This window comes from Bacillus nitroreducens, assembly GCF_964021195.1.
Window position 1 is genome coordinate 2,538,607 of record NZ_CAXHYI020000003.1, and the last position, 22,821, is coordinate 2,561,427.

Below are 22,821 nucleotides of genomic sequence, written 5' to 3' on the forward strand. Positions count from 1 at the left end.
ATTTCGAGCTGTCATTTTCAGACGACTTTTTGAGAATCTACTTAAGGGAGTTGTACAGATGAAAAAAATACTCCTGATCAACGGGCCAAATTTGAATCGACTTGGGATGAGGGAGCCCCACATTTATGGTAGTGTTACACTTTCTGATGTGGAACAAGAATTGACTGAGTTTGCGCAAAATAATAATGCCACGCTTGAATGTTTCCAATCCAATCATGAAGGAGCGATAATTGATGCCATTCATGAAGCGGAAGGAAAATATGATGGTATTGTCATGAACCCAGCTGCCTTCACACATTATAGTTACGCCATTCGTGATGCAATTGCTGGAGTTTCTGTACCTGTGGTAGAAATACATATCTCAAATATCCATACGCGCGAAGAATTTCGACATACCTCAGTGATTGCTCCTGTAACGATTGGACAAATTGTGGGATTAGGTGTTTACGGCTACAAACTTGCTCTATTGGCAATGTTAGAGCACTTGGGGGGAAACTAGATGAGTAAATTGGAAAAATTACGTGAAAGTTTTTCGGGCTTTGGAATCGATGGATTATTGGTAACGAATAGCTATAACAGACGATACATAACTAATTTTACTGGAACTGCTGGAGTTGCCCTTATTTCTAAGAATGCTTCAGTGTTCATTACAGATTTTCGATATGTTGAACAAGCAAATGAACAAGTGAAGGACTTTGAGATTGTTCAGCATTCAGGACTAATCATTGAAGAGGTCGCAAAACAAGCTGAAAAAATGGGTATTAAGAAGCTAGGATTCGAGCAAGAGGATCTATCCTTTGCGACATACACTGCTTATGATAAGGAAGTACAAGCAGAACTTGTCCCTGTTTCAGGCGCAATTGAAAAGTTACGCTTGATTAAGACAGAGTCAGAGATTAAGATATTAAAGGAAGCAGCGGAGATTGCTGACGCCGCCTTTACACATATCTTAAATGTGATTCGCCCTGGAATCACGGAAATTGAAGTTTCAACAGAGCTAGAATTCTTTATGCGAAAACAAGGAGCAACATCATCATCATTCGATATCATCGTTGCATCTGGCTATCGCTCTGCATTACCACACGGGGTTGCAAGTGATAAAGTGATTGAAAAAGGTGATTTTGTTACACTAGATTTCGGTGCATATTATAAAGGATATTGTTCAGATATTACACGTACCGTCGCAGTTGGGAATCCTAGTGATGAACTCAAACACATTTATGATGTAGTTTTAGAAGCTCAACTTCGTGGTATGGCTGGTATTAAGGCTGGTATCACAGGTAAAGAAGCGGATGCCTTAACTCGTGATTATATTACGGAAAAAGGATACGGTGAAAACTTTGGTCATTCAACTGGACACGGTCTTGGGATGGAGGTACATGAACAACCTGCATTGTCCTTCCGATCTGACACTGTTCTTGAACCAGGTATGATTGTCACCTGTGAGCCAGGAATTTACATAGCAGGACTAGGTGGCGTGAGAATTGAAGACGACGTTGTTGTTCGAAAAGATGGCAACGAATCCCTTACATTCTCGAAGAAAGATTTAATCATTCTATAGACATAAGGATTGTCGCCAATTGAATTAGGAGGAAACAAAGTATGATTTCAGTAAACGATTTTCGTACAGGTCAAACAATTGAAGTAGACGGTGGAATCTGGAGAGTCATGGATTTCCAACACGTTAAGCCAGGAAAAGGAGCAGCATTTGTTCGTTCTAAATTACGTAACCTTCGTACAGGTGCTGTACAAGAAAAAACATTCCGTGCAGGTGAGAAAGTAGCGAAAGCGCAAATTGAAAACCGTAAAATGCAATATTTATATGCGAACGGTGACTCACATGTATTCATGGATAATGAATCTTATGAGCAAATTGAATTACCAGCTTCTTCGATTGAGTATGAACTAAAATTTTTGAAAGAAAATATGGAAGTTCATATTATGATGTTCCAAAGTGAAACACTTGGAGTAGAACTGCCAAACACAGTTGAGCTAAAAGTGACAGCAACAGAACCAGGTATCAAAGGTGACACCGCTTCTGGTGGTTCAAAGCCTGCTACACTTGAAACTGGTCTTGTTGTTCAAGTTCCATTCTTCATCAATGAAGGGGATGTATTAATCATCAACACAGATGAAGGATCTTATGTATCACGTGCATAACCCATACAAAAACGTAAGGGACTCACCAATTCGGTGGGTTCTTTTTTTGTGCATTTTTTGCAGTAGTGCTTTGGCTTATAGTACGTCATCCCACAGGTAGAGTTTTACATCTGAATTGTAATAAGGCACCACACCTCAAAATGGCCTCAATTTATAAATTTGTGATCATTAATACCCACAACCGATTAAGAATAACACACATCTGTCAAATCACGCGTTTCAAATGCCCCGATCTATCCACCTACGACTTTCCAAAACATAAAAAGTTTCCCTTCTGAATTTGAGTAAATAAGCATAGGTTGTACAAAACAAAGATTTAGGTGGGGACAACGATGAAAAGAATGTTTTCGATGTTTGATTCAACGGTTTTAACAATGGCAGGGTTACGTATTGTATCTGGTTGCTTGGAAATTACTGCAGCCATTTTAATGCTTGCTTTCAATGATGTGAAGAAAGCGATCGCAGTCAATGCCATGCTTGCGATTGTCGGGCCGCTCATATTAATTGCGACGATGTCAATCGGGTTAATTGGGTTAGCGGATCAACTCTCGTATTCGAAGCTGCTTTTCATAGGACTTGGTGTGGCGTTCATATTGTATGGAATCTTCAAGTAGAAATCTGCCATTGAGTAGGCATAAAGTGTCCAAGCCAGCATACATTGAATTATGAGAGATAAGACGAGGAGTTTCTTATGATGAAAGAAATTATTGAGGTTTTACCAAAATCAATTGCTAGTCTACTAGTTAAGTACACTCCAGAGCGTACAGAAAATATGGAAGAAATCAGAATCAGGGTGTCAAGGCCACTCGAAACTATTGAAAATGGAAGACCCATCTATCATAACTATCATGTCACAGGTGAAGATGCTATCCAGCTTTTAAACAAGCTTGGGCAATACTCGATTTATACGCTTGAAGAAGAACTTAAGCGAGGCTATGTCACCATTCAAGGCGGTCATCGAGTGGGACTAGCTGGCAAGGTCATCACTGAAAATGGAAGGGTAAAAGCGATTAGAGATGTGACTTCCTTCAATATCCGGATTGCCAAACAAAAAATTGGAGTCGCTACACCATTAGCGCCATATCTCTTTGACTCATACTGGAAAAATACGATCATCATCGGACCTCCCCAGACAGGAAAAACAACATTACTAAGAGATCTTGCGAGGATGATTAGCTCAGGTATTGAAACAAGACAGATCCCAGCAATGAAGGTTGGAATTGTCGATGAACGATCTGAGATTGCTGGATGTGTGAAAGGAGTTCCACAAGCCACATTAGGTCCGAGAGTGGACGTACTAGATGCGTGTCCGAAAGCAGAAGGAATGATGATGATGATTCGTTCGATGAGTCCTGATGTGTTAATCGTAGATGAAATCGGTAGAGAAGAAGATAGTCAAGCAATTATGGAGGCGGTCAATGCTGGGGTAAGTCTAATTGTAACTGCGCATGGGCATCAGGTTTCAGATCTCATGAAGCGACCATCTCTTGAAAAAGTCATTAAAGCAGGAGTCATTGAGCGATACGTAGAGCTTTCGCGCACAAAAGGACCTGGAACAATAAGAAATATTCTTGGTCCAAATGGAAAGCATTTATTACCAAAAGTGAGCGTGACGTGAATGATCAAAATGGTAGGAGCAATTTTAATCATACTTGCAACAACATGGGCGGGATTTGAGGCAGCACGTCGTTTAAGTGAGCGCCCACGCCAGCTAAGGATGCTTAAAACCGCCTTACAATCACTAGAGGCAGAAATTATGTATGGACATGTTCCGTTAATTGATGTCGCTAATCATCTTTCTAGGCAGATACCTAAACCAGTTTCCTATTTTTTTGAAGGGTTTGCTAAGAAGCTTCAAACGGGAGATGTCAGTGTAAAGGTAGCCTGGGAGGAGAGCTTGAAAGAAGTGTCCAAGCTTACTGCATTTCATCAAGGAGAAATAGAAATTCTACAGCAGTTCGGTGAAACGCTTGGACAGCATGACAGAACCTCACAGCAAAAGCACATTCTACTTGCAATTACCCATCTAGAACGAGAAGAAAGTGATGCAAAAGAGAGACAAATGCGTTATGAAAAAATGGTGAAAAGCCTGGGCTTTTTGTCTGGATTATTAGTAGTCATTTTATTGATTTAGGGGGAGAAGAAGCGAATGGGAGTGGATGTAAATATTATTTTTCAAATCGCCGGTGTAGGAATTGTGGTTGCCTTTCTCCATACAATCCTAGATCAGATGGGTAAGAAGGAATATGCCCAATGGGTGACCTTATTGGGCTTCATATATATCCTGTTTATGGTTGCAACAATTGTTGAGGATTTGTTTAAAAAGATTAAAGCCGTGTTCCTCTTTCAGGGCTAAGGAGGGATGAGCGATTGAGATAATACAAATCGTTGGATTAGGTTTAATTGGAACCTTTCTAGCACTCATAGTAAAAGAACAAAAACCAACCTATGCCTTTTTGCTGATAGTGTTTATCGGCTGTGTGATTTTCCTCTTTTTAGTTGGTGAAATTGCAGATATTATTCGAATGCTTGAGAGGGTTGCGATTAACGCAAATGTTAACACAGTCTATGTAGAAACGATTCTTAAAATCATTGGGATTGCATACATTGCAGAATTTGGTGCTCAAATTACAAAAGATGCAGGTCAAGGGTCAATAGCCTCAAAGATCGAACTCGGTGGAAAAATTTTAATATTAGCTCTGGCGATACCAATATTAACAGTTTTAATAGAAACCATTATCGGACTAATACCAAGTTAAACCGATGGATACACAAGGTTTCAAGGGGGTGGTTGGCGTGACCAGAAGCAAAGCTTTTTCTTTCCTTGTTGTTTTATTTTTCTTTTTTTCTTTACCACAAATTGTACAAGCCTCACCCTCACCTCAAGAAGTAATTGACGATCAGATTCACGAACAGGTTGAGGAACAATTAGAAACCCTCGGCATCGATGAAATAAAGCAATTTTGGGATGAAATTGTAACGGAATATGGTGGATATCTACCTGATAGTCAAAAGGGTAGTCTACTCGAGTTTATCCGTGGTGAAAAGGAACTATCATTGAAGGAATGGATGCTCGGACTTGTTAAATTCGTGTTCCATGAATTGCTTACAAATGGAAAGCTACTCAGTACACTCATCTTACTTACAGTTTTTAGTATGTTTTTGCAAACATTACAAAACTCATTTGAGAAGAGTGCAGTGAGTAAAGTGGCCTACTCAATTGTGTATATGGTGTTAATCATTATTGCGCTTAACAGTTTCCGTGTTGCGATTATGTATACGGAGGAAGCCATCCAGTCAATGATCAATTTTATCTTAGCACTCGTACCTTTATTGCTTGCCTTAGTAGCATCATCAGGTGGAATAGCATCAGCTGCATTTTTTCATCCATTAATCTTATTCTTGATGAATACAAGCGGGTTACTCATTCAATATATCGTCCTACCATTGTTGTTCATGTCTGCATTACTAAGTATTGTGAGCACCTTGAGTGAACAGCACAAGGTGACGCAGCTAGCTCAGCTGCTTCGAAATGCGAGTATTGGAATCATCGGAGTCTTCTTAACTATCTTTTTAGGAGTTATATCAGTGCAGGGGACGACAACTGCAGTTGCAGACGGAGTCACTATCCGGACTGCAAAATTCATCACTGGGAATTTTATTCCTGTGATTGGTCGTATGTTTACAGATGCAACCGATACCGTAATAAGCGCCTCCGTCATATTAAAAAATACGGTAGGACTTTTTGGGGTAGTCATTCTTCTATTAATTGCTGTATTTCCTGCGATCAAAGTACTGTCGCTGGCAATTATCTATAAGCTGGCAGCTGCATTATTACAGCCACTAGGTGGAGGACCAGTTATCGCGTGTCTCGATATTATCAGTAAAAGTGTGATTTATATTTTTGCTGCATTAGCGATTGTGTCCTTAATGTTTTTCCTAAGCATCACCGTCATCATTGCTGCAGGGAATTTAACCCTGATGGTTAGATAGAAACACATTAAGCAGGTACAGCTGGGACAATAAACATCATGCGGATGTTGAATAAGGAATTTACTATAAAATCCAGCGTGACTTAGAGAAATGAGTAAGATCCCAGCAAGACAAACGGTTTGGAGGTGAGAACAATGAGTTTAATTACTGAATGGGTTACGAATATTATTTTATTCATTTTACTAGCAACCATTGTGGACATGCTACTGCCAAACTCAAGTATGCGGAAATACGTAAAAATGGTAACGGGGCTTTTGTTAATCATGATTATCATTACTCCACTGTTCTCACTTTTTAAATCTGATTTGGACCAAGTCTTGTTAAATATGAATCTTAAACCCGTTCAAAGTGAAGAAAATCTAGAAAATTTAATAGATTTGAAGAAAAAAGAAATACAAGCCTCACAACGTGCATATATTTTAGAAACAATGGCTGTCCAATTGGAATCTGAAGTGGAAGAGGAGTTGGTGCAAAACGATTATGATTTAACTGTTCAGGAAGTAAATGTATTCCTTTCAAGTGCAGTTGACCAAAAGGAGACTGTTTCTTTGGATGATATTCAGTCAATCGAGGTGGTGTTAGTAAAGGAGACAGCCGAGCCTGATGGTGTTCCAGTTGTAAAACCAGTAGAGATTGATACCTCCAAACAGATTGAGCCAGTATCTAATAGAGTGGATCAAACCAATGTCAAAGCTCTTACAAAATCATTATCTACTAGATGGGAAATTGACCCAGAACAAATCGTAGTCACTGTGGAAGGGGGGAAGGATTCGTAGATGGATAAGGAGAAAGGGATTTTGAACACAATCAAAGGAATGTTCTCGGGGTCAAAGGATGACCCACCAGATAAAAAAGGAACAAAAAAAAGCCACTATTTCTTACTTTTATTAGCAGTTGGAATAGCCTTCATGTTTATCAGTGACATGTTCTCTAGGGATGAATCACCTACAGTCATGACAGGGGCTTCATCATTAGAAGCTACAAGCAAAGATGAGCCGACATTTGGAAGTCAAAAAGATGACTTAACAATGGCTATCTCTCAATACGAGGATCGTTACGAGAACGAACTCAAAGAAGCATTGGAAGCAATAGCTGGAATAGAGGATGTCATCGTTTCGGTTAGTGTAGATGCTACTGAAACAAAAATACTTGAAAAAAACACCGTAACCCAAAGCCAAATCACGAATGAAGAGGATAGGGACGGTGGCAAACGCCAGGTAGAAGATGTAACCACTGACGAACAAGTTGTCATCATTCGTAGTGGCGATTCTGAAACACCAATCGTATTGAAAATTGAAAAGCCAGAGATACGAAGTGTTCTAATCGTTGCAAAGGGTGTTGAGAATGCAAAAATAAAACAAATGGTAATTGAAGCTGTTACAAAGGGATTTGATGTTCCAAATCATAAAGTTGCTGTTGTACCAAGGAAAACGAAGGGGGATTCATAAAATGTTATTGAAAAAGCAAACGGTATGGTTATTAACAATGTTAAGTTTAGTTGTTGTGTTATCGGTCTATTATATTACAACACCTGAAAACAACAATAATAATGTTGCAATGGAGCAGGAGGAAGACAAGGACAAAACACAAGAAAATGTGGAGACATCCACTGAAAGTAAGGACTCCTCTGAAGACAAAGAAGGGGCTAGCGTAACTGTCGAAGAAGATGAAAATGGCAATGTTATTTCTTCTGTATCAAGTGACGAAATGTTTGCTGCGTTACGACTTGAAATTGATGAGCAGCGTAGTAAATTAAGAAGCACTCTAGAAGAACAAGCTGCTTCAACAGATCTTACAGCTGACCAAAAGTTAAAAGCATATGATGAAATTAAGAAACTGGAAGATATTGCATCTAAAGAAAAGATTATTGAAATGTTAATTAAGGGTAATAACTACGAGGATGCTTTAGTTCGCGTAGAAGGTGACAAAATCAAAATTACAGTTAAATCAAAGGAAAGCTCTAAGCAAGCAGCAAATGATATTTTACGTCTTGTACGCAGCGAGTTAGGTGACCTTCAAAATGTTGCAGTAGAATTTGATGTAACTGGTGAAAAAGATAAATAAGTAGGGGTAAAAGTACGGCATTGGTGCCGTACTTTTATTTTTTGTTCCTTGAAGAAAAATGTGTTTTTATTAAAAAATATCCACAACATATTGAAAAGATAGTTTTAAGTATCGTATCATGTTAGTATGTGGTACTAATACTAGCAATAAAATACCGACATTATCATTTGTAATATATTTGAGTTAAACCAAGGAGTGTAACGAATGTTAAAAATTCAAGAGCTACGTGAGCTTATTAAGTTAATTAATGAATCAAATATTGATGAGTTTTCATTTGAAAATGAAGGTTCAAAAATTAAAATGAAGAAGCATAAAGAAACCACAGTTCAAACTGTTGTTGAGAATAAGGTGCAAGCAGCACAAGCGGCTCCAGTTGTCACTGAAGTCGTTCAGCCAGCTGCGCAACCTGCACAAGTTGCACAACCACAGTCAAAACCAGTAGAGCCTGTGGCAACAGAACCAGCAGTAGATGAAAACTTACATAAGATTGTTTCACCAATGGTAGGAACTTTCTACTCATCTCCATCACCAGATGCTGACACATATGTAAAAAAAGGTGATAAAGTAACTGCAGACACTGTGGTTTGTATCGTTGAAGCAATGAAGCTCTTTAACGAAATTGAAGCTGAAGTAAATGGTGAAATTGTTGAAATATTAGTTGAGAATGGTCAGCTTGTGGAGTATGGCCAACCATTATTCCTAGTTAAAGCATAAAGCCTTGTTCAAAAAGGAAGTTGAAGAGGACAGCGTCATTAAGTATGCATGTCCTCAGGTTTTGTTGATACATCCTGTGTTTCTGATTTCAAGAAAGAACAGCTTGGGGTAATAGAGCAAGGCAACTACTTAAGTTTACCAGGTAAATCTTGTGCTAAGGATTGATTCCACTACTTAATTAGCAGCCCTACGTGCATATCCAAGTTCTTCATCGTATACTCATTGAAATTTTGTGGAAATTCGATGTATCAGATTCGGCAAACTTTTTGAACATCACATTAAAAGAGGAGCGAACGTATGTTAAAAAAGATCTTAATAGCAAACCGTGGAGAAATAGCAGTTCGGATTATTCGAGCTTGTAAAGAGCTTGGAATTGAAACTGTAGCTGTTTTCTCTGAGGCAGACCGTGATTCGCTTCACGTTCAATTAGCAGATGAGGCCTACTGTATTGGCCCCACCTCTTCAAAAGATAGCTATTTAAATTTTACGAATATCATCAGTGTTGCAAAACTAACAGAGAGTGAAGGAATTCACCCTGGTTACGGATTTTTAGCTGAGAATGCTGATTTTGCAGAGCTATGTCGTGAAGTAAATCTAACCTTCATTGGCCCAAGTCCTGAAGCCATTAATAAAATGGGGACAAAGGACGTTGCTCGTGAGACGATGAGACAAGCGGGTGTACCCGTTGTTCCAGGTTCTCAAGGAATCATCAAAGACATAGGCGAAGCCATTGCACTTGCAAATGATATGGGTTACCCTGTTATCATCAAAGCAACTGCTGGTGGAGGCGGGAAAGGTATTCGTGTTGCGAAAAATGAAGAGGATCTTGTGAAGGGAATCAACATTACACAGCAAGAAGCAGCAACTGCTTTTGGAAACCCTGGAGTATATATTGAAAAATATATTCAAGATTTTCGTCATGTTGAGATTCAAGTAATGGCCGATAATCATGGAAATGTGATACATTTAGGAGAGAGGGATTGCTCGATTCAACGTCGTTTGCAAAAACTAGTTGAGGAAACTCCTTCCCCTGCTCTAAACGAGGTAACAAGACAAAAAATGGGTGAGGCAGCGGTGAAAGCTGCAAAGGCTGTAAATTACTCTGGAGCGGGAACAATCGAGTTTATTTATGACCATATCAATGATGAATTCTATTTCATGGAGATGAATACAAGAATTCAAGTAGAACATCCAGTTACAGAGATGGTGACAGGTGTAGATTTAATAAAAGAACAGATTCGTGTTGCATCAGGTCTTGAACTATCATTAACTCAAAGCGATGTTACCTTTAATGGTTGGTCAATCGAATGCCGAATTAATGCAGAAAATCCTGAGAAGAATTTCATGCCATCCCCAGGTAAGATTGAAATGTATTTACCACCTGGTGGCTTTGGTGTAAGGGTGGATTCAGCTGCTTATCCTGGCTATTCAATTCCTCCATACTACGATTCAATGATTGCGAAGCTTATTACGTATGGGTCGACTAGGGAGGAAGCTATTGAAAGGATGAAGCGAGCTCTAAGCGAGTTTGTTATTGAAGGTGTACACACAACGATTCCTTTCCACTACAAGTTAATGAATCACGAAAAATTCGTGGACGGGGACTTCAATACAAAATTTCTTGAATTATATGAGGTTATGAAGTAATACATCAAAATGACAAAATGGATTCAGATGAGGTTGAAATCTCATCTGAATCGAATTCAATTGCAGCTTTGTGCAACCACATAAAGAAGTGATAGACTGAATAATGTTAACTATAGGAGGTGCTTGTAATGTCAGCTGAAACAAATATTTTAGAAATGAATCAAGGCAACAATAGTTTAGGTAAGGTTGAAATTGCACCAGAGGTAATCGAAGTTATTGCAGGTATTGCTGCCTCAGAAGTTGAAGGAGTAGCTCAAATGAGAGGTAACTTCGCTTCTGGAGTCGTGGAAAGACTTGGTAAGAAAAATCACGGAAAAGGTGTTAAAGTTGAATTAACAGAAACAGGAATTATTGTTGATGTGTTCTGTGTAATGAATTTTGGTGTTTCAATTCCAAATGTTGCACGTCAAATTCAAGACAACGTACGCCAAGCTTTATTGAATATGACAGCATTAGATGCAAACGAAGTAAACATCCATGTAGTTGGTGTTTTATTTGAATCTCAAAAGCCAGAAGTTGAGGTTGAAGAAGAGATGTAAGGAAAAGAGTCTGATGGCAAACGCTATCAGACTTTTTTCTTTTTTTGGTTTCTGATAGAGTTCGTTTTTATTTTAAAATTAATTTATGATATTATCATGTTATTGGAATGCAAATGTTATGGACTATACATAAAGGAGATTTAGTAAGTATGAAAAGACGCACAGCAAGACAAAAAGCTTTGCAATCGTTATTTCAGGTTGATGTAAGCGAGAGTGACCCAAAAGAAGCGATTGAAAGTGTGCTTGAAGAAGAAACATCAGATCCTTTCTTAGAGCAACTTGTACATGGAGTTGTTGAACACAAAACGGACATTGATGCCATCCTCCGAGAACACCTTGAAAAATGGAATCTAGAAAGACTTGCAAATGTAGACCGCTCTATTTTGCGAATAGCTGTTTATGAAATGAAATATGTAGAGGAAATTCCAGTCAAGGTTAGTATTGATGAGGCCATCGAACTTGCTAAGGAATTTGGTGATGATAGTTCTAGTCGCTTCGTTAATGCGATCCTATCGAAAGTAAAAGATACGATTATAAAGTAAACCTATACCTTTATGTTTTGAATCTATAAGTAAAATGTAGGGAGAGTAGAAAAATGACAGCTGAAATTATTAGTGGAAAAGAATTAGCACAAACAAAACGAAATGAAATTGCAGAAGAAGTAAAGCAATTATCACAAGAAGGGATTGTTCCAGGACTTGCTGTGTTATTAGTAGGGAATGATCCTGCTTCAAGATCATACGTTAAAGGGAAAGATAAAGCTTGTAAGGAAACAGGAATCCATTCCTTAATGCTGGAGTATCCTGACACAATTACAGAAGAATTTCTACTAAGTGAAATTGATCGCTTAAATCAGGATCCATCTATTCATGGAATTCTTGTTCAATTGCCATTACCTAAGTCTATTAATGAAACAGCCGTGATTGAAAGAATATCACCAGAAAAAGATGTGGACGGGTTCCACCCAATTAATATTGGACGTATGATGACAGGGCAAGATGCTTTCTTACCATGTACACCATTTGGTGTGATTGAAATGGTTAAATCGAAGCAAATTCCAATTGAAGGTAAGCATGTGGTTGTTGTGGGAAGAAGCAACATCGTTGGTAAGCCAGTTGGTCAACTTTTCCTTAAAGAGAATGCGACAGTTACATATTGTCATTCTAGAACTAAAAATTTAAAAGAGATGACTCTTCAGGCAGATATTTTAGTTGCTGCTGTTGGAAAGGCGAATTTTATCCCTGCAGATTATATTAAAGAAGGAGCAGTTGTAATCGATGTTGGTGTGAATCGTCTTGAAGAAACAGGAAAACTAGTCGGTGACGTTATTTTCGATGAGGCGAAAGAAAAAGCAAGCTATATTACACCAGTACCAGGTGGAGTTGGACCAATGACAATCACAATGCTTCTTCATAATACGGTTCAATCTGCAAAAAATGCTGCCCTTCTTTCAGGTAAATAAGGATTGGTCAGAATGGATCAAAATCGTTATTTAACCGTAACTGCTTTAACGAAATATATAAAGCGAAAATTCGATGCTGATCCTCATCTTCAAGATATCTGGGTGAAGGGAGAAATATCGAATTTTAAAGCTCACAGTCGTGGGCATATGTATTTTACAATTAAAGACGGACAAGCACGAATTCAGTCTGTCATGTTTGCTGGCTATAACCGAGAATTAAAATTCACACCCGAAAATGGGATGAAGGTACTGATTCGTGGTGAAGTAACGGTTTTTGAGGCGAATGGAAACTATCAACTCTATGTAAAAGAAATGCAACCAGATGGCATTGGGAATTTATACTTGGCTTATGAAGAGATGAAAAAACGTCTCGAGGCTGAAGGGTTGTTCTCCCAAGCATATAAAAAACCAATCCCAAGCATACCTAAAACCATTGGGATTGTCACTTCACCAACAGGTGCTGCCATTCGAGATATTATTACCACGATTCGCCGTAGATACCCAATAGCTAGAGTCATTGTCTTTCCTGCGTTAGTTCAGGGTGCCAATGCGGGACCATCGGTGGTAAAAGCGATTGAACAAGCAAATGAATTCGGAGAAATTGATGTGCTAATTGTCGGTCGTGGTGGGGGTTCCATTGAGGAGTTATGGGCATTTAACGAAGAAATGGTTGCTAGGGCTATTCATCAATCAAAGGTACCGATTATTTCTGCGGTAGGACATGAGACGGATACGACGATAGCTGATTTTGTTGCAGACCTTCGTGCACCTACACCAACTGGAGCAGCCGAAATGGCTGTTCCTCATATTGCCGAGTTATCAGAACGTTTACTGGTGAGGCATACACGTTTATTACGTTCGATGAAGGAAAAGCTAGTCAATGACTCGAAACGGTTAGAAACATTGAAAAAATCCTATGCTTTTCGTTTTCCACGGAACTTATATGACCAAAAACAGCAACAACTTGACCGCTTGGTAGACCGATTAGAACGAGAAGGAACAATGGCTATCGCTCGTAAACAGGAGGAGTATCAAAAACTCAAGCGTGGACTCGAGCATAATCATCCGCATGAAAAGCTAATCCAAGCGAAACAAAAGTACGAACTTCATACAAAAATGCTTATAAAAGAATTTACACAAGTTCTAAAACAAAAAGAATTTGTTTTTTCAACAACAGTATCAAAATTAGAAGCGCTTAGTCCGTTGAAAATTATGGATCGTGGATATAGCCTCGTCTACGATGAGGAAGAACATTTAGTAAAAAGCATACAGCAGGTCGAACAGGGGAAGCAAATCAAGGTAAAACTTAAGGACGGTCAACTGGACTGTGAAGTAATTGGAATAGAGGAGAGTCAGTAAATGGGTGAAGAAAAGGTGTTAACTTTCGAGGAAGCGATGGATAAGCTTGAACAAATTGTTGGGCGACTTGAAGAAGGGGATGTCCCTCTTGAAAAAGCAATCACTTATTTCCAAGAAGGGATGCAACTCTCCAAGCTTTGCCATGATAAGTTACAACATGTAGAAAAACAAATGGAACAAATTTTAAGGGAAGACGGAGAACTTGCACCGTTTACGATTCAGGAGGAAGAATAGACAGTGGTTCCAACAGAGATAGAGCAATTTTTAAACATACAAAAGAATACGGTTGAAGAGCAACTCCCCATGTATATCTCAAAGCTATCTGCACCGAAAGTAATAAAGGATGCCATGAATTATTCCCTTGAAGCAGGTGGGAAGCGAATTCGGCCGTTATTGTTGTTAGGTACCCTCCGTTCCTTTGGGAAGGATGAATCAATCGGGTTGGGGGCGGCATGCGCGATCGAAATGATTCACACGTACTCGCTGATTCATGATGACCTCCCAAGTATGGATGATGATGATCTTCGTAGGGGGAAGCCTACCAATCATAAGGTATTTGGGGAAGCGATTGCAATTTTGGCGGGCGATGGCCTTCTGACATATAGTTTTCAGGTGATCACTGAATTCATGGGCGATACGATAACACCTGAAAAAAAGCTAAAGCTTGTAACTGAATTAGCAAAGGCTGCTGGAGCTGAAGGGATGGTCGGTGGACAAGTTGCAGATATGGAAGGTGAAGGTGCTGCCTTAACTTTAGATGAATTAGAATATATTCATCGCCATAAAACTGGAAAATTATTAGCATATAGTGTAATTGCTGGAGCTATTCTGGCAGATGCTACAAATGAACAGCTAGATAAGCTAACGCAATTTGCACATCATTTAGGTTTGGCCTTTCAAATCAGGGATGATATTTTGGATATCGAAGGCACAGAGGTTGTAATTGGGAAGCCAGTTGGTAGTGACGCAGGTAACCATAAAAATACATATCCTGCTTTACTAACACTTGAAGGTGCAAAGGAAAAATTAACTTTTCATATAGACGAAGCAAAACGGTTTTTATATAGTGTTGATATGAAACATGATATACTAGACTATATGTGCAATTTAATCGCATCTAGAGATCATTAGTATACGTTACGTATATTATACATGCACCAATAGTAAAGAAAGTGAGTGAACCCTTTGGATCTTCAAAGTATTAAAGACCCGACGTTCCTTAAAAATATGTCAATAAATGAACTAAATAAGCTTAGCCAGGATATCCGTCAATTTTTAATAGAAAAGCTATCCAAAACGGGGGGGCATATTGGCCCTAACCTTGGAGTAGTGGAATTAACTATTGCTTTGCATAAGGAATTTAACAGCCCTACAGATAAAATTATTTGGGACGTTGGTCACCAATCTTATGTGCATAAAATATTGACGGGAAGAGCCTGTGAATTTGATACATTGCGTCAATACAAAGGGTTATGTGGGTTTCCGAAACGTGTTGAGAGTGAGCATGACGTTTGGGAAACTGGACATAGCTCAACGAGTCTTTCTGCGGCAATGGGGATGGCGGTTGCGCGTGACATTAAAGGAGCTAAGGATTTTGTGATTCCCGTTATTGGGGATGGTGCCTTAACAGGTGGTATGGCTTTAGAGGCACTAAATCATATTGGACATGAAAAGAAAGATATGATTGTCATATTAAATGATAATGAAATGTCAATCGCTCCGAACGTAGGAGCTCTTCATCATGTGCTTGCACGATTACGTACTGCTGGCAAGTATAATTGGGTAAAAGATGAGCTTGAGTACTTGCTTAAGAAAATCCCAGCTGTAGGAGGCAAATTAGCTGCGACTGCAGAACGTGTTAAAGATAGTCTTAAATATTTACTTGTTTCTGGTGTTTTCTTTGAGGAGCTAGGATTTACGTATCTAGGACCAATTGATGGACACAATTTTGAGGACCTATTTGAAACTCTTCAATATGCAAAGAAAACAAAAGGACCTGTATTAGTACATGTTATAACGAAAAAAGGCAAAGGCTATACGCCTGCTGAAAAAGACACGGTTGGGACATGGCATGGGACAGGTCCATACAAAATTGAAACGGGTGATTTTGTCAAACCTGTAAATGCACCGCCAGCATGGAGTGCTGTCGTGAGTGAGACTGTTCGGAAGTTAGCAAAAAAGGATAATCGAATTGTTGCAATTACTCCAGCAATGCCTGTTGGTTCGAAACTCGAGAAATTTGCCAAGGAATTCCCTGAACGTATGTACGATGTTGGAATTGCCGAACAACATGCAGCTACAATGGCAGCTGGACTTGCTACACAAAATATGAAACCATTTCTTGCTATTTATTCAACCTTTTTACAAAGAGCTTATGATCAAGTTGTGCATGATATTGCCCGTCAAAATCTCAATGTGTTCATTGGAATTGATCGCTCAGGCTTAGTAGGAGCAGACGGTGAAACACATCAAGGTGTATATGATATTGCCTTCTTAAGGCATATTCCGAATATGGTCCTCATGATGCCTAAGGATGAAAATGAAGGTCAGCATATGGTTAATACAGCCATTCAGTATGATGATGGACCGATTGCCTTGAGATATGCAAGAGGTAATGGTTTAGGTGTCAAAATGGATGAAGACCTTAAAGTAATTCCGATTGGCACATGGGAGGTCTTAAGGCCAGGTTCAGATGCTGTCATTCTAACATTTGGGACAACGATCCAAATGGCGCTTGAAGCAGCAGAGATGCTTGAAAAAGAAGATATTTCGGTAAGAGTGGTAAATGCACGTTTTATAAAACCACTTGATAATGATATGATGCATCAAATCTTAGGTTCAAACCTTCCTGTTCTTACAATCGAAGAATCCGTCTTAATGGGTGGATTTGGTAGTGCAGTACTTGAATTTGCTGGGGACCACCAATATCACGATGCACGAATTGATCGAATGGGGATTCCAGATCAATTCATTGAACATGGAAGTGTGAGTGACCTTCTACGTGAAATAGGCATGACAGCTGAGAATGTGGTCGAGCGGATTCATAAGCTCGTACCTAACAAACAGAAGAGAGTGTAGTCATGGGTACAAAAAAAGAAAGACTGGATGTATTATTAGTTGAACGAGGCTTAATTGAAACGAGAGAAAAGGCAAAACGATCAATTATGGCTGGCCTTGTTTATTCAAACGAGGAACGACTAGATAAACCAGGAGAAAAAGTTCAAATTGATATCCCACTTACGGTAAAGGGAAATGTCATCCCCTATGTGAGTAGAGGTGGCTTAAAGCTAGAAAAAGCAATCAAAGAGTTTGATTTAAACATCAAGGATAGAATTATGATTGATGTTGGCTCCTCAACTGGTGGTTTTACTGACTGTGCGCTTCAAAATGGAGTCAAGCGTTCATATGCCCTTGATGTCGGGTATAACCAGCTTGCATGGAAACTACGACAAGACGAACGTGTGGTGGTCATGGAACGGACTAATTTTCGTTATGTGACGCCAGCAGATCTACAAAATGGTTTGCCAGAGTTTGCGACAATTGATGTATCATTCATCTCTTTAAGGTTAATTTTACCTGTTTTGAAAACACTTCTCGTACCGAATAGTGACGTTGTGGCACTCGTCAAGCCACAATTTGAAGCAGGAAAAGAGCAAGTGGGTAAAAAGGGAATTGTGCGTGATCCGAAGATACATGAAAACGTACTTACACAAATCATAGAGTTTTCCCTAAAGGAAGGCTATGATTGCATCAATTTATCATACTCACCTATCACTGGCGGAGAAGGAAATATTGAATTTTTACTCCATTTACGGTGGAATGGACCTGCCGAAATGGGAGAGAACAAATCATCAGTGTCTGAACAAGAAGTTGTGAATAGGGCACATGCAGACTTGAAGCAATAAGGGGAGAGCCATCGTGCTGTCCTCTTTCTTCATGGAAAAACATTATTACTCCTACCGGCGTAAAAAACCAAAAAACCCCGAAAAAAATGTACAATTATGTCAGAATCGGCTAACATAGGAAGTAATTAAGTGAATCTTCCATCAGTAGGGCATCTCCAGTTAATTGTTGCCAATGGTCCATAAGAAGTGGGTCATAAAGACGTACCTATAGCCCATAGAATGTTGCATTCTTAAAACTTTTATTTTGGTAGGTCTTCTTTAGGCAATTGAATCTAATATACATCCCTAGTTTTTTAAACTTTTAAAATAAGTAGGCTCGTTGAGTTGGGGGAAAAATACGTTTATGAGAGAGAGGAAGTCAGGATGAACAAGGGACAGAGACATATTAAAATTCGTGAAATTATCACAAGTAATGATATCGAAACACAAGATGAAATTGTTGATATTTTAAAAAGTGAGGGGTACAACATTACGCAAGCAACTGTATCTCGAGATATAAAAGAATTGCATTTAGTAAAAGTACCCATGGTTGATGGCCGTTATAAATATAGTTTACCTGCTGACCAACGTTTTAATCCTCTACAAAAATTAAAACGGTCATTGATGGATGCTTTTGTCAAAATTGATTCAGCAGGACACATGCTTGTCATGAAAACCTTGCCAGGGAATGCGAATGCTATCGGTGCCTTAATCGACCATTTAGACTGGGAAGAAATCTTGGGGACTATTTGTGGGGATGACACCATCTTAATTATCTGTAAAACTCCAGAACAAACAGAGATTGTCTCAAATCGATTCCTAGAAATGCTTTAAAAAAATCAGACGTTTTGACAAAAGCCAGCATGGTGTTGCTTGTCATCGCGTCTTAATTAAACAAATAGAGGAGAGAGAGGAATTAGGAGGTGTAAAAGGTGTTAGCAGAATTATCGATAAAGAACTTCGCCATTATAGAGTCTCTTTCTGTTTCATTAGAAAAAGGTCTAACTGTTCTCACTGGTGAAACTGGAGCGGGTAAATCGATCATTATTGACGCTGTCCATCTATTAGTGGGCGGAAGAGGTTCTGCAGAATTTGTACGATATGGGGAGGAACGTGCCGAAATTGAAGGTCTATTCCTGATAGACAATGAAAGCCATCCTTGTTACGCGAAGGCTGCCGAATTTGGTATTGAAATCAGTGAGGGAATGATTGTTTTACGTAGAGATATTTCAAAGTCGGGAAAAAGCGTTTGTAGGATTAACGGAAAACTTGTGACGATCTCAATTCTTCGTGAATTTGGAAGGACCTTAATCGACATTCATGGACAGCATGAGCATCAGGATTTGATGAATCAGGAGCAGCATATCCATATGCTCGACCAATATGGTGGAAATGAGATTAAACAAGCATTATATGAATATCAGCAAGTCTATAATTCCTATTTATCCGTGAAGCAACGATTAAAAAGCTTTAATGAAAATGAGCAAGAAATGGCTCACCGCCTAGACTTGATCCAATTTCAACTAAAAGAAATTGGACAAGCTAAATTAAAACCAAATGAAGATGTAGAGCTAACAGAAGAGAGAAGTAAGATCTCTAATTATGAAAAGATCTTTAAGGCGTTACAAAATAGTTATAATGCATTACATGGTGACCAAAAAGGGCTAGACTGGGTTGGTTTAGCTATGAATCATACAGAAGATGTCATGGAAATTGACAAAGAATTAAAGGACATTCATGAGACCATCTCAAACAGTTTTTATTTATTAGAAGAAATATCGTATAAAATTCGTGACCAGTTAGATGTGTTGGAATTTGATCCAGCAAGATTAGATTTTATTGAAGGTCGTCTAAATGAAATAACTCAATTGAAGCGGAAATATGGACAAACAGTTGAGGAAATCCTTGAATATGCAGCGAAAATCGAGGATGAACTTGATACTATTCAAAATCGTGAGCAGCATATAGACAAGCTTAAGGAAGAATTAGACTCTGTTTTAGAGGATGTAAAGCTTGAAGCGGAAAACCTCTCAACTCTACGTAAAAAGTTAGCAAAAAAGTTAAACGAGAAAATCACAATAGAACTAAAAGAACTGTATATGGAAAAAGCAAAATTTGATATCAACTTTTTTCAAAATTCGACTATTAAATTAACACCAAATGGGAAAGATGATATTGAATTTTATATTTCTACAAATCCAGGTGAACCACTAAAGCCTTTAGCGAAGATTGCTTCTGGTGGGGAATTATCGAGGATTATGCTTGCGATTAAAAGTATTTTTTCGAAAAATCAGGGCGTTACCTCCATTATCTTTGATGAGGTTGACACAGGTGTAAGTGGGCGTGTAGCTCAATCTATCGCCGAAAAAATACATGGCATATCTGTAGGCTCACAAGTCTTGTGTATTTCCCATCTTCCACAGGTTGCTGCGATGGCCGATACTCATTTATTTATTGCAAAAGAAACTGTAAAAGGTAGAACAACAACATCAGTTACTCCACTCGACGAAGAAGCGAAAATTAAAGAAATCAGCAGAATGATTTCTGGAGTGGAAATTACCGATTTAACAATGGAACATGCAAAAGAATTGTTGAACCTTGCGAAAGAAAGTAAACAATCGAAACCAATGTTAAGTCATTAATGTTTTTATACAAAGGTAAGAGTAATTTTAATTTGTAATGCTATCCAAAATGGGTAGCTTTTTTAATCTCATAGTGGTTATAAATGTTGACCTTAAAGGCCAAATTAAAGAATGTAGCCATAACATATTTATGGCATGGGATAGGAGCGAGGAGAGTGAAAATAAATGAAAACAGACAAAATTAGATATATAATCGGTACATTTCTCCTTGTTTCACTAATGGCTTTAGGGTTTTACAAGCCACTTAAAGAATATATAGAAATTCCAAAAGAACTAACCTTATTTGAAGGGCAAGACTTTACAATTCAATCTTCATTGCCTGTAACGACAACGATTCCTGATGCCAATTTCGCCTTCTCCTCAGCTGTCAATGATGGGAAAGTCTCAGTTGCTGCAAAAGAAAGCGGTGAAGGGGAAATGATGGTTGAATATGCTGGAATCCCAGTAAAAAAAGTCAATGTTAACGTGTTATCTGATTTTAAAGTAATTCCTGGCGGACAATCAATTGGGGTTAAACTCAATACACTTGGTGTTTTAGTTGTTGGACATCACCAGATTGAAACAGAAGAAGGAAAGAAGTCTCCAGGTGAAATTGCTGGTGTAGAGGTTGGCGACATCATTAAAGAAATTAACGGTAAAAAAATTGAAAAAATGAGTGATGTTGGACCATTTGTCAAAGAGTCTGGGAAAACAGGTGAACCATTAAATCTTGTTATTGTCAGAGACAATGAAGATGTTAAGACAAAACTCATGCCGCTTAAAGATAAAAACGACCAGGCCTATCGTATTGGACTATATATCCGTGATTCAGCGGCTGGTATAGGGACAATGACCTTCTACCACCCTGATACAAAGAAATATGGAGCCTTAGGTCATGTGATTTCTGATATGGATACAAAAGAACCAATTGTTGTATCTGATGGTCAAATTGTACGATCAACGGTTACTTCAATTGAAAAAGGAAGCAATGGTGATCCAGGTGAAAAGCTCGCACGATTTTCCGCTGACAAAGAAATAATCGGTAACATAACGCGAAATAGTCCGTTTGGCATATTCGGTGAGTTAAATAAACAAGTGAATAACGGCATCATGGATGAGCCGCTACCAATTGCACTCTCTCATCAAGTAAAGCCAGGACCTGCAAAGATATTAACAGTAGTGGAAGAGGATAAGGTTGAGGAATTTGATGTGGAAATTGTAAGTGTAGTACCACAAAAAATTCCTGCTACAAAGGGAATGGTGGTAAAAATCACTGATAAACGTCTTCTGGATAAAACAGGTGGGATTGTTCAAGGGATGAGCGGTAGCCCTATTATCCAAGATGGTAAACTAATCGGTGCAGTAACCCATGTTTTTGTCAATGATCCTACAAGCGGGTATGGGGTTCATATTGAATGGATGCTCAGTGAAGCGGGAATTGATATCTATAAAAAGGAACAAAAAAAGGCGAGCTAAATGGAGGCAGCTGAAAAACTTACGTTTTTTATAGGTGATTAAATTGATAAATCAAAAAAGACGACTAAAATTCATTTTTTGAATTAAAAGTCGTCTTTTTTATGCATATGATACCATTTCACCCTGGGTTATTACCCTAATAGTTTTAAAATCCGCTTTATATTTACCGTAAATATCGCCATGGCACCTTGTAATTCCATGCCAATTAGACCCGAGGATTTCGCTACATCATACCCGTGTCTGTGTTTTAATTCGCTATTTTTAGCTTCTATTTTATAACGCTCTTTGTACTTAGAACGCTCGACAATATCAACATCAGACAAGTCATGGATAGTCTTTAGCAATAAATATTTGAACATGCGAATAGGGTCGACAGCATTTCGACCGTTATCATGACAGTAATTTTCCTTAAGCTCTTCATATACGAAAGAGAAGTCCACAAGTTCATTAATTTTCCGTAGCATATTCCTGCGGACCGACAATATCATAGATTTGCATAAACGGACTAAAAGTCATTGTTTGTTGTTTTTGAATCATAGAACCCACCCACATAGAATTGATACAACCATTATACAATGAAAAAAGGTATTATTTTCTCAAATTCAGAGAAAATAATACCTTGTTAACTAATGTTGATTGGAGCGGAAGGCACGAGACTCCTGCGGGAAAAGCGTGGCCAGGGGAGACCCCGCAGGAGCACAGCGACGAGGAGGCTCCCGGACCGCCCGCGGAAAGCGAGTGGCTGCAGCGGGAAATCAACACCAATTTTAGAAAGGGACTTTTTCAGTGCCCTCGCTAAATGCTCGCTTTTTTTAATGGTTGTAATGGTTAGGTGATTAAATATAATTTGTCCCTCATACATTTATTTGTCTTTGTTCAAAAATATCTATCGCCAAATAAAG

Annotated in this window: 25 protein-coding genes and 1 pseudogene; 25 read left to right on the top strand and 1 reads right to left on the bottom strand. The window is 38.7% G+C overall.

Features of this window, described 5'->3' with window-relative positions; genetic code table 11:
- Positions 1 to 58 precede the first annotated feature (58 nt).
- The 25 genes from aroQ (at position 59) to spoIVB (ending at position 21,919) form a co-directional block, all read left to right on the top strand.
- Positions 59 to 499, top strand: coding sequence for a type II 3-dehydroquinate dehydratase (gene aroQ, locus ACWPVE_RS16170; RefSeq protein ID WP_453995077.1), 441 nt, complete (start codon positions 59 to 61; stop codon positions 497 to 499).
- Positions 500 to 1,561, top strand: a complete 1,062-nt coding sequence (locus ACWPVE_RS16175; RefSeq protein ID WP_453995080.1) for a M24 family metallopeptidase — start codon at positions 500 to 502, stop codon at positions 1,559 to 1,561.
- Positions 1,562 to 1,602: 41 nt separating this feature from the next.
- Entirely contained in the window at positions 1,603 to 2,160 is a 558-nt protein-coding gene (gene efp, locus ACWPVE_RS16180) for an elongation factor P (protein ID WP_453995082.1), read from the top strand.
- Positions 2,161 to 2,492: 332 nt separating this feature from the next.
- Positions 2,493 to 2,774 (top strand): YqhV family protein, encoded by a 282-nt coding sequence (locus tag ACWPVE_RS16185; protein ID WP_453995084.1) that lies wholly within the window; start codon positions 2,493 to 2,495, stop codon positions 2,772 to 2,774.
- 80 nt (positions 2,775 to 2,854) lie between these two features.
- Positions 2,855 to 3,778 (top strand): stage III sporulation protein AA, encoded by a 924-nt coding sequence (spoIIIAA, locus tag ACWPVE_RS16190; RefSeq protein ID WP_453997594.1) that lies wholly within the window; start codon positions 2,855 to 2,857, stop codon positions 3,776 to 3,778.
- Entirely contained in the window at positions 3,779 to 4,294 is a 516-nt protein-coding gene (gene spoIIIAB / locus ACWPVE_RS16195; RefSeq protein WP_453995086.1) for a stage III sporulation protein SpoIIIAB, read from the top strand.
- A 15-nt stretch (positions 4,295 to 4,309) separates the two neighbouring features.
- Entirely contained in the window at positions 4,310 to 4,516 is a 207-nt protein-coding gene (spoIIIAC, locus tag ACWPVE_RS16200; protein ID WP_010284588.1) for a stage III sporulation protein AC, read from the top strand.
- Positions 4,517 to 4,529: 13 nt separating this feature from the next.
- Positions 4,530 to 4,919: a stage III sporulation protein AD gene (spoIIIAD, locus tag ACWPVE_RS16205; protein WP_453997596.1), complete on the top strand. Its 390-nt coding sequence runs from the start codon at positions 4,530 to 4,532 to the stop codon at positions 4,917 to 4,919.
- 4 nt (positions 4,920 to 4,923) lie between these two features.
- Positions 4,924 to 6,153, top strand: coding sequence for a stage III sporulation protein AE (gene spoIIIAE, locus ACWPVE_RS16210; RefSeq protein ID WP_453995089.1), 1,230 nt, complete (start codon positions 4,924 to 4,926; stop codon positions 6,151 to 6,153).
- A gap of 134 nt (positions 6,154 to 6,287) precedes the next feature.
- Entirely contained in the window at positions 6,288 to 6,929 is a 642-nt protein-coding gene (spoIIIAF, locus tag ACWPVE_RS16215; protein ID WP_453995091.1) for a stage III sporulation protein AF, read from the top strand.
- A 21-nt stretch (positions 6,930 to 6,950) separates the two neighbouring features.
- Entirely contained in the window at positions 6,951 to 7,601 is a 651-nt protein-coding gene (gene spoIIIAG / locus ACWPVE_RS16220) for a stage III sporulation protein AG (protein WP_453995093.1), read from the top strand.
- A gap of 1 nt (position 7,602) precedes the next feature.
- Entirely contained in the window at positions 7,603 to 8,217 is a 615-nt protein-coding gene (locus ACWPVE_RS16225; RefSeq protein WP_453995095.1) for a SpoIIIAH-like family protein, read from the top strand.
- 204 nt (positions 8,218 to 8,421) lie between these two features.
- Positions 8,422 to 8,931: an acetyl-CoA carboxylase biotin carboxyl carrier protein gene (gene accB / locus ACWPVE_RS16230; RefSeq protein WP_453995097.1), complete on the top strand. Its 510-nt coding sequence runs from the start codon at positions 8,422 to 8,424 to the stop codon at positions 8,929 to 8,931.
- Positions 8,932 to 9,228: 297 nt separating this feature from the next.
- Complete coding sequence (accC, locus tag ACWPVE_RS16235; RefSeq protein WP_453995099.1) at positions 9,229 to 10,578, top strand: acetyl-CoA carboxylase biotin carboxylase subunit; 1,350 nt, start codon at positions 9,229 to 9,231, stop codon at positions 10,576 to 10,578.
- A gap of 128 nt (positions 10,579 to 10,706) precedes the next feature.
- The gene (locus ACWPVE_RS16240) at positions 10,707 to 11,117 is read left to right on the top strand and encodes an Asp23/Gls24 family envelope stress response protein (protein WP_453995101.1); all 411 of its coding nucleotides are present in this window, start codon (positions 10,707 to 10,709) and stop codon (positions 11,115 to 11,117) included.
- A 149-nt stretch (positions 11,118 to 11,266) separates the two neighbouring features.
- Complete coding sequence (gene nusB, locus ACWPVE_RS16245) at positions 11,267 to 11,659, top strand: transcription antitermination factor NusB (RefSeq protein WP_453995103.1); 393 nt, start codon at positions 11,267 to 11,269, stop codon at positions 11,657 to 11,659.
- A gap of 53 nt (positions 11,660 to 11,712) precedes the next feature.
- Entirely contained in the window at positions 11,713 to 12,579 is an 867-nt protein-coding gene (folD, locus tag ACWPVE_RS16250; RefSeq protein ID WP_453995105.1) for a bifunctional methylenetetrahydrofolate dehydrogenase/methenyltetrahydrofolate cyclohydrolase FolD, read from the top strand.
- Positions 12,580 to 12,591: 12 nt separating this feature from the next.
- Positions 12,592 to 13,938, top strand: coding sequence for an exodeoxyribonuclease VII large subunit (gene xseA, locus ACWPVE_RS16255; protein WP_453995107.1), 1,347 nt, complete (start codon positions 12,592 to 12,594; stop codon positions 13,936 to 13,938).
- Positions 13,939 to 14,172 (top strand): exodeoxyribonuclease VII small subunit, encoded by a 234-nt coding sequence (locus ACWPVE_RS16260; protein ID WP_453995109.1) that lies wholly within the window; start codon positions 13,939 to 13,941, stop codon positions 14,170 to 14,172. It begins immediately after the preceding gene.
- 3 nt (positions 14,173 to 14,175) lie between these two features.
- Positions 14,176 to 15,069, top strand: coding sequence for a polyprenyl synthetase family protein (locus ACWPVE_RS16265; RefSeq protein ID WP_453995111.1), 894 nt, complete (start codon positions 14,176 to 14,178; stop codon positions 15,067 to 15,069).
- 54 nt (positions 15,070 to 15,123) lie between these two features.
- Complete coding sequence (gene dxs / locus ACWPVE_RS16270) at positions 15,124 to 17,016, top strand: 1-deoxy-D-xylulose-5-phosphate synthase (protein WP_453995113.1); 1,893 nt, start codon at positions 15,124 to 15,126, stop codon at positions 17,014 to 17,016.
- Between the two features lie 2 nt (positions 17,017 to 17,018).
- Positions 17,019 to 17,843, top strand: coding sequence for a TlyA family RNA methyltransferase (locus ACWPVE_RS16275; protein WP_453995115.1), 825 nt, complete (start codon positions 17,019 to 17,021; stop codon positions 17,841 to 17,843).
- Between the two features lie 363 nt (positions 17,844 to 18,206).
- Positions 18,207 to 18,656, top strand: a complete 450-nt coding sequence (gene ahrC, locus ACWPVE_RS16280) for a transcriptional regulator AhrC/ArgR (RefSeq protein WP_453995117.1) — start codon at positions 18,207 to 18,209, stop codon at positions 18,654 to 18,656.
- 98 nt (positions 18,657 to 18,754) lie between these two features.
- A complete protein-coding gene (gene recN / locus ACWPVE_RS16285; protein ID WP_453995119.1) occupies positions 18,755 to 20,464 on the top strand; it encodes a DNA repair protein RecN in 1,710 nt (569 codons plus the stop codon).
- 165 nt (positions 20,465 to 20,629) lie between these two features.
- A complete protein-coding gene (gene spoIVB / locus ACWPVE_RS16290; protein ID WP_453995121.1) occupies positions 20,630 to 21,919 on the top strand; it encodes a SpoIVB peptidase in 1,290 nt (429 codons plus the stop codon).
- A gap of 272 nt (positions 21,920 to 22,191) precedes the next feature.
- Here the strand turns inward: spoIVB and ACWPVE_RS16295 are convergent.
- Positions 22,192 to 22,456 (bottom strand): annotated as a pseudogene (locus ACWPVE_RS16295) (transposase); the annotation flags it as partial.
- Positions 22,457 to 22,821: the final 365 nt, after the last annotated feature.

Bases quoted from the DNA above. Each gene is read 5' to 3' on its own strand.
- accB (WP_453995097.1), top strand. From the start codon at position 8,422: ATGTTAAAAATTCAAGAGCTACGTGAGCTTATTAAGTTAATTAATGAA.
- ACWPVE_RS16185 (WP_453995084.1), top strand. From the start codon at position 2,493: ATGAAAAGAATGTTTTCGATGTTTGATTCAACGGTTTTAACAATGGCA.
- folD (WP_453995105.1), top strand. From the start codon at position 11,713: ATGACAGCTGAAATTATTAGTGGAAAAGAATTAGCACAAACAAAACGA.
- ACWPVE_RS16260 (WP_453995109.1), top strand. From the start codon at position 13,939: ATGGGTGAAGAAAAGGTGTTAACTTTCGAGGAAGCGATGGATAAGCTT.
- xseA (WP_453995107.1), top strand. From the start codon at position 12,592: ATGGATCAAAATCGTTATTTAACCGTAACTGCTTTAACGAAATATATA.
- accC (WP_453995099.1), top strand. From the start codon at position 9,229: ATGTTAAAAAAGATCTTAATAGCAAACCGTGGAGAAATAGCAGTTCGG.
- ahrC (WP_453995117.1), top strand. From the start codon at position 18,207: ATGAACAAGGGACAGAGACATATTAAAATTCGTGAAATTATCACAAGT.
- ACWPVE_RS16225 (WP_453995095.1), top strand. From the start codon at position 7,603: ATGTTATTGAAAAAGCAAACGGTATGGTTATTAACAATGTTAAGTTTA.
- nusB (WP_453995103.1), top strand. From the start codon at position 11,267: ATGAAAAGACGCACAGCAAGACAAAAAGCTTTGCAATCGTTATTTCAG.
- efp (WP_453995082.1), top strand. From the start codon at position 1,603: ATGATTTCAGTAAACGATTTTCGTACAGGTCAAACAATTGAAGTAGAC.
- spoIIIAF (WP_453995091.1), top strand. From the start codon at position 6,288: ATGAGTTTAATTACTGAATGGGTTACGAATATTATTTTATTCATTTTA.
- spoIIIAE (WP_453995089.1), top strand. From the start codon at position 4,924: ATGGATACACAAGGTTTCAAGGGGGTGGTTGGCGTGACCAGAAGCAAA.
- spoIIIAA (WP_453997594.1), top strand. From the start codon at position 2,855: ATGAAAGAAATTATTGAGGTTTTACCAAAATCAATTGCTAGTCTACTA.
- ACWPVE_RS16275 (WP_453995115.1), top strand. From the start codon at position 17,019: ATGGGTACAAAAAAAGAAAGACTGGATGTATTATTAGTTGAACGAGGC.
- spoIIIAC (WP_010284588.1), top strand. From the start codon at position 4,310: ATGGGAGTGGATGTAAATATTATTTTTCAAATCGCCGGTGTAGGAATT.
- aroQ (WP_453995077.1), top strand. From the start codon at position 59: ATGAAAAAAATACTCCTGATCAACGGGCCAAATTTGAATCGACTTGGG.
- ACWPVE_RS16240 (WP_453995101.1), top strand. From the start codon at position 10,707: ATGTCAGCTGAAACAAATATTTTAGAAATGAATCAAGGCAACAATAGT.
- ACWPVE_RS16175 (WP_453995080.1), top strand. From the start codon at position 500: ATGAGTAAATTGGAAAAATTACGTGAAAGTTTTTCGGGCTTTGGAATC.
- spoIVB (WP_453995121.1), top strand. From the start codon at position 20,630: ATGAAAACAGACAAAATTAGATATATAATCGGTACATTTCTCCTTGTT.
- spoIIIAB (WP_453995086.1), top strand. From the start codon at position 3,779: ATGATCAAAATGGTAGGAGCAATTTTAATCATACTTGCAACAACATGG.